Consider the following 11711-nt stretch of genomic DNA (forward strand, 5'->3'; position numbering starts at 1 on the left):
GCTGTCGTTGAAGTGCAGGCTCTCCTCCATTTTCCACCAGCTCTGCCCGCCTGCCCACGCGGAAACCCCGGCCAGAAGACATGCAGACACGAGAACTGGCAATCTTTGCACATCAATACTTAAAGAGAATATGGGTATACGGTACTATGTATACATGAGACACCTATGGGATACAGGCCTTCCGGTAGATTGTGGTTACGTATTCCACACTGCGATTCCAAGGGAGGGGCAAGTTCTGACAAGTTTCTGGGATCAAGTTACCAATTGAGATCCCCAAATTGCGTAGAGATACTGTTGCCAGCATTTCTCAAGCATGCAGTTTCCACTTCCATATGGTATTCTGAGCTCTGAGGGTAGGATACAGTTACCCCAGGCTGCTACTTAGTTAAGCTAGGGGTGTGCCATAGGAAGGCACCCATCGTGGTTTGTTTTCCCTAGACAAAGGTTAGGGAAGCAGATCCCTGCTTTTTCCCTCTTCTAGCGCTCAAAAGGTCAGCCGTGGACAACCCAAAGCGACTGTTGCTTGTCGATGACGATCCCAACCTGATCCTGCTGGTAAAGGACTACCTGGAGTTTCGCGGTTACGAGGTGGTGGCGGCGAGCAACGGTCAAGAAGGGTTAGAGGCGATGCGCCATTTCACGCCGGATTTGATCATCTGCGATGTGATGATGCCGGAGATGGATGGCTACACGTTCGTCCAGACCATTCGCTCCAACAGCGCGACGGACTGGATCCCGGTGATTTTTTTGTCGGCGCGCGGGCAAACGGCGGATCGGGTGCGCGGGCTCAATACGGGGGCAGATGTTTACCTGGTCAAGCCCTTTGAAGCGGAAGAGCTGGTGGCCCAGGTGGAGTCGGTTCTCAAGCACACGGAGCGCCTGTTGCAAATGCAAAGTGTCGGCATTCAGCCGGTCATCAAGCTGGAGCGGGAAATTGAGCTGACCCCGACGGAAACCAAGGTGCTCCAGCATGTGGCCAGGGGGATGTCCAACCGCGAGATTGCCGAGGTGATGGGGGTGAGCCAGCGCACCGTCGAAAGCCACGTCAGCAACATGCTGAGCAAAACTGGCTTGCACAACCGCACCGAGCTGGCCCGCTGGGCCCTCGAAAGTGGTTTGGGCAGGGGCTGAGGGGCCGCCGAGAGAACTTCTGCTGTCCAGTGGGGTGGTCGAGCTGTGGGCCTCACTGGGCGGCGGTGAAGGTGGCCAGGAGGATGGGGGATCCCTCAACTTTTCTGCCCTTGTCCGTCGTTTTGGCAGCAAACTGAAGAAAGTGAGGTAACCGGTCAGGGTGCCTCTGTCCACTACGGTCTAGAACCCATGGGATCCCGTTTACCGCGTCCGGCCCGGCCCATCCGCTCCGGCCACTACCCGGCCAAAGAGCTGTGCAGCCAGTGCGGCCTCTGCGATACCCGCTATGTTGCCTACGTCAAAGAAGCCTGTGCCTTCTTAAACCAGCAGTTTACCCACCTGGAAGAGCAAACCCACGGGCGATCCCGAGAGTCGCTGCGCTCAGAGTCGGCTGCCGTCAGCGACAGCGACTACTTCGGCGTCTACGAGGCAATGTACACGGCCCGCAGGCGGGATCCAATCCCCGGTGCCCAGTGGACGGGCATTGTCAGCAGCATCGGCATGAAGGCCCTCAGCAGCGGCCTAGTAGAAGGGGTGGTGTGCGTGCAGGCGGATCCCCAGGATCGCTTTCAGCCGCGGCCTGTCTTGGCGCGTACTCCGGAGGCGGTTTTGGCGGCGCGGGTTAACAAGCCAACCCTATCCCCCAATCTCTCCGTGCTGGAGCAGGTGGAGCAAAGTGGTCTCAAGCGCCTCTTGGTTATCGGGGTGGGCTGTCAGATCCAGGCTTTGCGGGCGGTGGAGAAAAAGTTGGGCCTAGAGAGGCTCTACGTGCTGGGCACGCCCTGTGTGGACAATGTCAGCCGCGCCGGCCTGCAGAAGTTTTTGGAAACCACCAGCCGCTCCCCGCAAACGGTGGTGCACTACGAGTTCATGCAGGACTTCCACATCCACTTCAAACACGAAGACGGCTCGGTGGAAAAGGTGCCTTTTTTTGGCCTTAAGACCAAAGAACTCAAGGACGTGTTTGCCCCCTCTTGCCTTACCTGTTTCGACTACGTCAACGGCCTGGCAGATCTGGTGGTGGGCTACATGGGATCCCCCTTTGGCTGGCAGTGGCTGCTGGTGCGCAACTGGCGCGGGCGGGAGCTCTTGGATCTGGTTTGGGAAGAGCTGGAAACCCAAGCGGTGATCTCGCAGGGATCCCGGCGAGCGGCAGTGCAGCAGGGGATCCAAGCCTACGAGCAAGCCCTGAGCTTGCCCATGTGGCTGGCTCGGATCCTGGGGGCAGCAATCCAGCGCTTTGGGCCCCGTGGCCTGGAATATGCCCGCTTTTCCATTGATTCCCACTTTGTCCGCAACTATCTCTACCTGCGCCGCCACTACCCCCACAAGCTGGAGCAGCATGTCCCTCCCTTTGCCCGGCGCATTGTAGAGCAGTACCAACTCCCCTCTCCCTAAGGGAGAGGGGTTGGGGGTGAGGGCAACTCCCTAAGGGAGAGGGGTTGGGGGTGGTCGCGTTAGCGGCGCGGAGCGCTTGGGCAACTCCCTTGGGGAGAGGGGTCGGGGGTCAGCAATAGCGGATCCCGGCTTCCGCCCAGCGGTCGATGGCCTGGCCCAAGCGCTCGCAATCGGCAATCAGGCTAATTCGCACATAGCCTTCCCCCCCTTCCCCAAAGGCGTTGCCGGGGGTTACGACCACGCCCGTAGATTCCAGCACCCGCAGGGCAAACTCCGTCGATCCCTCGGGAGTGCCGTCGGCAGCGCGGGGGGTCGGGATCCAGAGGTACATCGTTGCCCGCGGCGGCTCAATCTGCCAGCCCAGCTCCGCCAGGCGGCTAATGAGATAGTCGCGCCGGCGGCGGTAGCGCTCCTGCACCTGCTGTAGGTAGCTCTCTGGCAGGGCCAAAGCCGTCTCGGCCGCCTTTTGCAGTGCGCCAAAAATGCCGTAGTCGAGGTTGGTTTTCAGGGTGCGCAGGCTCTGGATGATCTGGCGGTTGCCCACCACAAAGCCCACCCGCCAGCCGGCCATGTTGTAGGTTTTGGAGAGGGTGTGGAACTCCACGGCCAAGTCCTTGGCGCCGGGGATCTGCAGCAGGCTGGTGGGCCGATAGCCGTCAAAGGCCAGCTCCGCGTAGCACAGGTCGTGCACCAGAATCAGCTCATAGCGGTGGGCAAAGGCCACCACTTCTTCAAAAAAAGAGCGGGGCGCCACCGCCGCCGTTGGGTTGTTGGGGTAGTTGAAGTAGAGCACCCGCGCCTGCTTGGCCACCTCCGGCGGGATCTCCTGCAGGTCAATTAGCCACTCCTTCTCGGGGCGTAGCAGCAGCGGGTAGATCTGCCCGCCGGCAATCATGGGCCCGCGAAAATGGGCCGGGTAGGCGGGGCTGGGCACCAGCACCAGATCCCCCGGATCCACGTAGGCCAAGGCCAGGTGGGTCAGGCCCTCTTTGGATCCCAAAAGAGGTAGCACCTCCCCATTGGGATCCAGCTCCACTCCATAGCGGCGCCAGTACCACTCAGCAATTGCCTGGCGGAAGCTGGCCGTGCCCTCGAAGGGTGGGTAGCCGTGGTGGACGGGATCGGCGATGGCCGCCTGGGCCGCCTCCACCACCGGCTGGGGGGTGGGGCCATCGGGGTTGCCCATGCCCAGATCGATCAAATCTAGCCCCTGCTGGCGGGCGCGGGCCTTCAGCTCATCCAAGCGGGCGAAGACGTAGGCAGGCAGCTTGTTCAAGCGTTGGGCGGGGACGAGAGCGCGGTTCATACAAATAGAAAGGCAAGCCGACACCTGGCTCACTTGGGGTTAACTGCACAGCTTACCGCCAGACCCGCACCTGAAGCAATGCGAAGCAGGGCCGAGCTTGGGTATCTCGGATCCCAAAGGCTAGGATAGAAATCTAAGTTCGGTTTTGTGGCAAGGCAGAGCAGTGGCTTTACCCCTTGTGGCCGTTGTGGGTCGCCCCAACGTGGGCAAATCCACCCTCGTCAACCGCCTGGCGGGGGTGCGTTCGGCCATTGTCCACGATGAGCCGGGCATCACGCGGGATCGCCTCTACCAAGAGGTGGAGTGGAACGGGCGCCGCCTGCAGGTGGTGGATACCGGCGGCCTGGTCTTTGGCGACGACAGCGAGTTCTTGCCCCACATCCGCCAGCAGGCCATGGCGGCGATGGCGGAGGCGCACGCTGTGATCTTTGTGGTAGATGGCCGTGAGGGACTGACCCCCGCCGATCGGGAAGTGGCCGATTGGCTGCGCAAACAACCCCTGCCGGTGGTGGTGGCCGTCAACAAGTGCGAGTCGGGGCAACTGGGCCTGGCCCAGGCGGCGGCTTTTTGGGAGTTGGGGCTGGGGGAGCCGATCCCCTGTTCCGCCATCCACGGCAACGGGGTGGCCGAGCTGTTGGAGGCGGTGCTGCCCCATTTGCCTGAGGTAGACGAAGCTGCAGCAGCAGCGGATCCCATCGCCGTGGCCATTGTGGGCCGGCCCAACGTGGGCAAGTCCAGCCTGCTCAACCGCTTGGTGGGATCCCAGCGGGCCATCGTCAGCCCCATTGCCGGCACCACCCGCGATGCCATCGATACCGTCGTTACCTGGGAAGGGCAGCCCTACCGTCTCATCGACACCGCCGGGATCCGCAAAAAAAACCGGGTGGAATATGGAGTGGAGTTTTTCAGCATCAACCGCGCCTTCAAAGCCATCCAGCGCTCGGACGTGGTGCTGCTGGTCATTGACGCCCTCGAGGGAGTGACCGAGCAGGATCAGCGGTTGGCCGGCCGCATCGAAGAAGAAGGCCGCGCCTGTATCGTCGTCGTCAACAAGTGGGATGCCGTCGAAAACAAAGATACCTACACCCTCAACGAGTTCACCCGCGAGATTCGCGACAAGCTTTACTTTATCGACTGGGCGCCGCTGCTGTTCATCAGCGCCCTCACCGGGCAGCGCACCCACAAGATCTTTGCCCAGGTGAATACGGTGGTGGCCGCCCATCGCAAGCGCATCGCCACCGCCGTGGTCAACGAGGTGCTCCAGGATGCCCTCGCCTGGCAATCGCCCCCCGCCAACCGCCAGGGCAAGCAGGGCAAAATCTACTACGGCACCCAAGTGGCGGAGCAACCTCCCACCTTTCTCCTGTTTGTCAACGATCCCGATCTCTTCAAAGAGAACTACCGCCGCTACTTGGAAAAGCACTTCCGGCAAAACCTCGACTTCACAGGCACCCCCATTCGCTTTCGTTGGCGCGGCAAAGCCGAGCGCCTCGTGGGACGGGCAGTGCAAAAATTAGAGGGATCCCTGGCCTCTCGTTAGGCCCTCTGGAGGACGGAGCTCTATTCTGAAAGCCTATGGCTGTGGATCCCAACGTCAAAACCCTGGTGGAGAATCGTCGCGCCCGCTTCGAGTACGAAATCTTGGAGACCTACGAAGCCGGGCTGCAACTGACCGGCACAGAGGTGAAATCGATACGAGCGGGCAAAGCCAACTTACAAGACGCTTTTGCCCTCTTTCGCGATGGCGAGGCCTGGCTGCACAACCTGCACATCTCCCCCCATGGCACCGCCAGCAAGGTGTTCAACCACGATCCCACCCGCCGCCGCAAGCTGCTGCTGCACCGCCGCGAGATCGACCGGCTGCGGGGCCTGGTGGAGCAAAAGGGCCTGACCGTGGTTCCCCTCAAGCTGGTGCTCAACCGCGGCTGGATCAAAGCGCATCTGGGCGTGGCCCGCGGCAAGAAGCTCCACGACAAGCGGCAGGCCATTAAAGAGCGGCAAACCCAGCGAGAGATCCAGCGAGAGCTCAAGGGGCGCTAAGGCCCGCCAAGCTTCCGGCAGCTTCCAATGGGGTGGCCAGCGGTGCAGCCTAGGCGATCCCAAATGCCGCTGGAGCCCTTCGTTGCAGCGATTTCCAGTTTTCCCCTCCCTTGGGCAGAGAGGCTGGGGGTGAGGAATCCTCCGATAGGCTTGGAAGCAAAATCCAACTCGGTCGGCTGCAGGGGGAGGGAAGGAGCCGCCGCCAGCAAGTTCTAGGCACCAGGGAGGGGGAAGAAGCGGTCGGTGGTTTTCACCCGCTCACACCAAGCACGGATGTTAGGGAAAGGCTTGAGGTCGAAGCCGCCCTGCTCCGCCACGTGGGTGTAGGTAAAAAGGGCCAGATCTGCAATCGTGTAGCGGTTGCCCACGAAGAACGCTTTCCCCTGCAGATGGCCTTCCATGATCTCCAGGGCATCTGTGCCGAATTTCAAGTTCTGGGCGATCAAGTCGGCGTGGGCCTCGGCTTGTCCAGCCCGCACCAGGAAGCGGGTGGTGGCAATGTAGCGGGCAATGCGGGTCTGTTCAAAAAGTAGCCATTTCAAGATCTCGGCTCGTTCCAACTTGTTTTGGCCGTAGAGGGGGGTGTCTTCTGCTAAGTAAACCAAGATTGCCGCCGACTCGGCCAAGACCGTGCCGTCTTCCAGCTCCAAAGCCGGGATCTGGCCCAGAGGGTTCTTGGCCAGGTACTCGGGGCGGCGATTTTCTCCGACCCTAGAATTGACTTCAACCGTCTCGTAAGGGATCTGCAACTGCTTGAGCAGCAGCTCTACTTTGTAGCAGTTCCCAGAAGTTGGGATCCCGTACAGTCGCAACATTGTCGTTAACCTCACCCCAAAACGCCCAATATAACGCTCAATATAAAAACTCCGTATAGAGACTCCGTTGAGCTGCAGGGGCTTTGCTATCCAGGCTGACGCAAGAATTCCGGCCAGAATCCAGCATCGTGGTCTATAAACCAGCCCCATCGAGACGCTCCCTGCCGCCGGCGCTGCTCCCAGAGGAGAGTCTACATTTCGGCGCTAGGGGGGCATAGCCCTATAGCCCAAGTCGCGCAGGAGGTGCTCGGAGCGCCGCCAGTGGGGCCGCACCTTGACGAACAGCTCCAGGTAGACCTTGCCCAGGATCAGCTTTTGAATCTGTAGACGGGCGGCCTGGCCGATCTGCTTGAGCCTTTCCCCGCCTTTGCCGATGAGGATCCCTTTTTGCGAGTCCCGCTCCACGTAGAGGGTGGCCAAGATGCGGGTGACGGTGGGGGTTTCTTCCACCTGGTCGATGGTCACGGCCACCGAATGGGGCACTTCCTCGCGGGTATGCAGCAGCACCTGTTCGCGGATCAGCTCTGCCATAATGAACCGCTCCGGCTGATCCGTCACCAAATCCGGCGGGTAGTAGTAGGGGCCGGTGGGCAGCAGATCGATGGTGGCCTGGATGAGGGGCGCCAAACTGCCGGGATCCAGCGCCGACACCCAGATGACAGGGGCACCGGGGCGCAGGGCTTGGTAGCTCTCTTGGTGGGCCTGGCGCGCGGCAGACTCTTTGGGCAGTAGATCCACTTTGTTGCAGACGAGGATGCAGGGGGTAGCAGCAGGGATCCGCTCGGCGATGAAAGTGTCCCCACGTCCCGCCGGCACCGAGCCATCCACCACGAAGAGGATCACGTCCACTGCGGCAATGGCGGCCTGGGCGTTGTGCACCAAGATCTCCCCCAGGCGATGATGGGGCTTGTGGATGCCGGGGGTATCCACCCAGATGATCTGGGCTTGCGGCAAGGTGAGGATCCCTTGCAGCCGGTTGCGGGTGGTCTGGGCCACGGGAGAAGTGATGGCGATCTTCTGGCCCACCAAAGCATTCAGCAGGGTGGACTTGCCCACATTGGGCCGCCCGATCAGCGCCACAAACCCCGACTTAAAGCCCGGCGGGGCAACTGGAAGCGCATCGGCGACGCGAGAGGGCTGCGGTTCAGCGGGCGCTTTTCCCTGAGGGCCAGCAGGGGTTTCTTGGCTCTGCGCTCGTAGCTCTTCTTCAGCCATGGCCTTCCCCAGCCTTTGTTTCTAGCGGACAGAGTAGGCCCCTGCGGCGGCAGGTAACTGCAGGGATAGGGATCCCAGCGGGGCCAAGGTGGTGCCGGGGTAATAAAAAGCGAGGATTTGCGCCGCGTTCAACCCCCGCCGCGCCAAGGTATAGGAGCCGTACTGGCTCAGGCCCACCCCATGGCCAAAGCCGCCGCCGATAAAGCGATAGCCTACCAGTCGCTCCCCTTGTTTTAGAGGCTCTATCCGAAATAGGGTGCTGTAGAGGCGGGGAAAAGCCAAGCGCACCTGATCCTTGCGCAAAAGAATCGAGTGGAGCCCTTCCGCCGTCTGCAAGTCCAACTGCAGCGCCTGCACCCGGCCACTGACAGAGCGCTCCAGAATCTCCATCCCCGCAATGCTGCTCCAAATGGGCATTGGGATCCCCAGATAGTCTTGGCCGGCTCGCAACTGGGCATTCAGCTCCTCCAGCGATTGGGAGAACTCCCAGCGGAAGAGGCGCGACACCCCCGATTCATTAAAGCCCTCCCGCCGGGCCAGGAAGGCTTGCAAGTCGTTCTCCTGCCGCAAATCGAAGGGCTTATCGGGCGGGTGGGCGATATCCACCTGCGGACGCAGATAGGGGCGCGGCTCCCCGTCCCAAACCTCTTCAAACGCCGCCGATACGCCGCCGTTGGTGGAAGAATAAACGGCATCCACCAGCTCGCCGTTGTAGGTGAGCACCAGGCCGCTGGTCTGGCGAATGGCTTCGTCGGCCCGTGGGTGGGTGCCGCTCAGCCCCTTGTAAACCTGGCAGTGGGTGTTGGCACAGAGCTGGTAATCGTCGATCCGAAAGCGGTGTAGGTTCTTGAGGGCGTAGGTGCGCGCCAAAATCGCCTGGGCAGCCATGGCGGCAAAGGGAGCCCCTGGCCCCACCTCATGGGGCACCACCCCCCGCAAATAGGTTTCCAAGGGCACAGCGTTGACCACCGTATAGCTGCCGTAGGCATTGGGCTGAAGGGTAATGGATCCGGCATAGTAGCGGTCGTTCACCCGCAAATAGCCGGCATCGGAGGTCACCCGGAGGCGGGTGCGGTGGTAGCGAAAATGCTCATGCACCCAGCTCAGCTCTGCCCGTTCGCGTCGCTCCTGCACCTCCAGCCGCACCTGAGGGATCCCTTCTTTCTGGGCATATTGCTGAATCTGGATCAGTTGTTGGGGGGTGTAGGCGCGGTTGGCCCACACCTGCCATTCCTGCGGTTGGGCGATCTCGGTGTGGATGCCCAGAGATTCCCAGTAGTTGGCGCTGGCCTCGGCGCTCTCGAAGCTTTTGTGGCTGCTGAGGATGAGGCGGTACACGGTTTCCGGGCTGGCCAGGGCGCGGTTGACGATCCCAACAGTAACTTGTGGGAGGCGCTGCGTCTGGGTGCTGCCGTCTGCTTGAGCAAATTCCAGGGTGAGGAAAGACCCCAGCGGCGCTGCCAATTCCACCTGATCTTGCTCAGAAAGGCCAAAGCGTTGCACAATGCCCACGTGTAGGATCGGGTTTTCGGGGGTGGCCGCCGCGGACAATCGCGCCGGCGAAACAGGGTTCTCGGCCTCTTTGCGCACCCCGGTCGCGTCAGCGGCACGGAGCACCAAGGCTGTCAGCAACAGGCCCAAGCCGGAAATGAAGGTGCTTTGTTTGCGCCAGCGGAGCGGAGTCCTTAAAAACCGGCGAGGTTGGGCAGTAGGAGACTGACAACTGGCCATGGCCGCTTTATCCTAAAACACACCCTGTCGATTGTACCCGCATCTTTTCTGGCCTACCGGCAGCGGTGCAAAGCCCTATGGATGCTGTTCCCGACAAGGAGTTCCCCATCGGACGGAGCCCTGACGTGGCCCGCTCTGCTTTGCGCAAGGGATCCGGCTGGCGGCTGGGCTGGGATCCCTCCCGCTCCCCCTTTGTGGCCCTGGTGGGGGGAGAGACTTGGGCGCTGGAGCTCACCCAAGAGGAGTGGCAAGCGTTTGCGGAAGGGGTGCAGCGCCTGCAGCAGGATCTGGAGGCCATCGCCTCCCAACTGATGGCGGAGGAAAGCATTACACTGGAGCAGACTTTCCCTGTCTTGACTTTGATAGCCAGCGGCAGCGCCACCGCCTGGGGCCTCTACCTGCAGTTGCACCAGGGCCGGCGCGGCGAAGGTTTTTGGCCTGCTGACGTCGTCCCCGAACTCTGTCGGGCCGTTGCTCAATTTTTTGACCCAGCCTCTTGAGCAAGCCTGCAGGGCAACTCTCCCGACAGGCCTGGCCCTTAGCCAACCATTACTCCCGTCAACACCCGAGAGAATCCGTGACATCCACTACTTTCCCCCGCAGGTTGGCAGCGGCATTGGCATCCGCATTATCCAAGAAACTTGCCTGTGAACTGTACGCCTCATCGACCTCGATGAAGTCCCGCTCCCACAAAATACCCAGGAGCAGCTCAACCTAGCCCTGTAGCTTGCCCCCAAAGCGGATTCTGAAGGACATGGGCTGTGCTGGAATTGAACCAGCGGCTCCCACCGTGTCAAGGTGGTACTCTACCACTGAGTTAACAGCCCCTCTGAGCGATGCCGACGCACACCTGGGCGGAAGGTCGGAAATTGATAATATCACATTCAACCCGTGCGATTGAGAATCAGCTTGACTCGAGAGTGGGTGCTGAACCGGCATCCTATTTTTGCAAATTTAAATCGAAGGGATGTTCGGATCCGGCCAACAACTGGTAGTGCAACACCTGCGGCGGGCGAGCAAAGTAGGGCCCGATGAGGGCACGCCAGCGGACAAAGTTTTCCGATTGGCGGAAGTTGACCAGATGGGCCTCTAGGGATCCCCACTGCACCAGCAGCAGGTATTGCTGGGGGTGCTCCAAACAGCGCTGCAGTTGGTGTTGCCGATAGCCATCGGTTTGTTGCAGATAAACGAAAGCCTGGCCGATGGCAGCTTCAAAAGCAGCTTCCGAGCCGGGGGTAATTTCAAACCGGGCCACCTCCAGGACAGGAGCCGTGTTCATAGGCTATGTGTGCAGACCACACTCGGTTTTGGCTGTGCCCTTCCAGCGGCCGGAGCGGGGATCCGCCCCCGGCTCTACCGGCGCCGTGCAGTGGAGGCAGCCGATGCTGGGATAGTTGCGATCGTGCAGGGGATTGTAAGGGATCCCGTGGGCGAGGATGTATTTCCAGACTTGGCCGTTTGTCCAGTCGGCAAGGGGGTTGAGCTTGAGGCGGTTGCGCTTGGCATCCCACTGCACCTTGCCAATATCGGCGCGGGTGGGGGATTGCTCGCGGCGCATCCCGGTAATCCAGGTGGTGCAGTTGGCCAGGGCGCGATTCAGGGGCTCTACCTTGCGAATGTTGCAGCAGAGGTCGGGGTTGGTGCGGTACAGCTCTGGCCCATATTGCGCCGCCTGCTCTTCGGGGGTGAGCAGAGGTTTGAAGATCTCCAGTTGCAAGTGAGGGTAGCGGGCCAACACCTGTTGCTGCAGTTGCAGGGTTTCCGGGAAGTGAAAGTCGGTATCCAGGAAAAAGGCGCGCACCTGCGGGCGAATGGCCGTGAGCAGATCGATCAACACCAGGTCTTCCGGGCCCAAGCTACAGGCCAGCACCAGCCCATCTCCAAACTCCTCTACCCCCCAGGCCAGCAAGTCACTGGCCGACAAGGGCTCAAAGTGCTCGCTCAGAGAGGCTACCTGGGGCTGATACTGTTCTCGCACGGACTGGGCCGCCAGCTCCCAGCGGCTAGAAGAAGAAGAAAGGCTTGCCGTCATAGGGGGAAGACACCGAATGCAACGATCCTCGTCTTTATTAATC

11 protein-coding genes and 1 tRNA gene are annotated in these 11711 nt (G+C 60.9%); 5 read left to right on the forward strand and 7 right to left on the reverse strand.

Annotated features, from left to right (window positions below):
- The first annotated feature begins 498 nt into the window (after positions 1-498).
- Together NW858_RS03740 and NW858_RS03745 are read left to right on the forward strand one after the other, a co-directional pair.
- A complete protein-coding gene (locus NW858_RS03740; RefSeq protein ID WP_414337924.1) occupies positions 499-1131 on the forward strand; it encodes a response regulator transcription factor in 633 nt (210 codons plus the stop codon).
- 189 nt (positions 1132-1320) lie between these two features.
- On the forward strand, positions 1321-2529 hold the full coding sequence (locus tag NW858_RS03745) for a Coenzyme F420 hydrogenase/dehydrogenase, beta subunit C-terminal domain (RefSeq protein ID WP_414347951.1): 1209 nt from the start codon (positions 1321-1323) through the stop codon (positions 2527-2529).
- Between the two features lie 109 nt (positions 2530-2638).
- Here NW858_RS03745 and NW858_RS03750 read toward each other — a convergent pair whose 3' ends face one another.
- Entirely contained in the window at positions 2639-3835 is a 1197-nt protein-coding gene (locus NW858_RS03750; protein WP_414519845.1) for an aspartate aminotransferase, read from the reverse strand.
- A gap of 163 nt (positions 3836-3998) precedes the next feature.
- On the opposite strand from NW858_RS03750, the gene der reads away from it, so the two are divergent.
- Together der and smpB are read left to right on the forward strand one after the other, a co-directional pair.
- Positions 3999-5375, forward strand: coding sequence for a ribosome biogenesis GTPase Der (gene der, locus NW858_RS03755; protein WP_414519847.1), 1377 nt, complete (start codon positions 3999-4001; stop codon positions 5373-5375).
- A 35-nt stretch (positions 5376-5410) separates the two neighbouring features.
- Positions 5411-5875, forward strand: a complete 465-nt coding sequence (smpB, locus tag NW858_RS03760; RefSeq protein ID WP_414333835.1) for an SsrA-binding protein SmpB — start codon at positions 5411-5413, stop codon at positions 5873-5875.
- A 212-nt stretch (positions 5876-6087) separates the two neighbouring features.
- On the opposite strand, the gene NW858_RS03765 is transcribed toward smpB, so the two are convergent.
- From NW858_RS03765 to NW858_RS03775, 3 genes are all read right to left on the reverse strand, one after another.
- Complete coding sequence (locus tag NW858_RS03765) at positions 6088-6690, reverse strand: glutathione S-transferase family protein (protein WP_414519849.1); 603 nt, start codon at positions 6688-6690, stop codon at positions 6088-6090.
- Between the two features lie 204 nt (positions 6691-6894).
- Positions 6895-7905, reverse strand: a complete 1011-nt coding sequence (gene era, locus NW858_RS03770; RefSeq protein WP_414368677.1) for a GTPase Era — start codon at positions 7903-7905, stop codon at positions 6895-6897.
- 21 nt (positions 7906-7926) lie between these two features.
- Positions 7927-9636 carry a SpoIID/LytB domain-containing protein gene (locus tag NW858_RS03775; protein ID WP_414333829.1) on the reverse strand — a complete coding sequence of 570 codons (1710 nt, stop codon included), beginning with the start codon at positions 9634-9636 and terminating at the stop codon, positions 7927-7929.
- Positions 9637-9713: 77 nt separating this feature from the next.
- On the opposite strand from NW858_RS03775, the gene NW858_RS03780 reads away from it, so the two are divergent.
- Entirely contained in the window at positions 9714-10136 is a 423-nt protein-coding gene (locus NW858_RS03780) for a DUF1818 family protein (RefSeq protein WP_414347960.1), read from the forward strand.
- A gap of 255 nt (positions 10137-10391) precedes the next feature.
- On the opposite strand, the gene NW858_RS03785 is transcribed toward NW858_RS03780, so the two are convergent.
- The 3 genes from NW858_RS03785 to NW858_RS03795 form a co-directional block, all read right to left on the reverse strand.
- Positions 10392-10463, reverse strand: a tRNA-Val gene (locus tag NW858_RS03785).
- A 113-nt stretch (positions 10464-10576) separates the two neighbouring features.
- Positions 10577-10915 carry an antibiotic biosynthesis monooxygenase family protein gene (locus NW858_RS03790; RefSeq protein ID WP_414333826.1) on the reverse strand — a complete coding sequence of 113 codons (339 nt, stop codon included), beginning with the start codon at positions 10913-10915 and terminating at the stop codon, positions 10577-10579.
- A 3-nt stretch (positions 10916-10918) separates the two neighbouring features.
- The gene (locus NW858_RS03795; RefSeq protein WP_414519851.1) at positions 10919-11668 is read right to left on the reverse strand and encodes a phosphoadenylyl-sulfate reductase; all 750 of its coding nucleotides are present in this window, start codon (positions 11666-11668) and stop codon (positions 10919-10921) included.
- Positions 11669-11711 lie beyond the last annotated feature (43 nt).

The organism is Synechococcus sp. H55.10 (assembly GCF_047502715.1).
GTDB lineage: Bacteria > Cyanobacteriota > Cyanobacteriia > Thermostichales > Thermostichaceae > Thermostichus.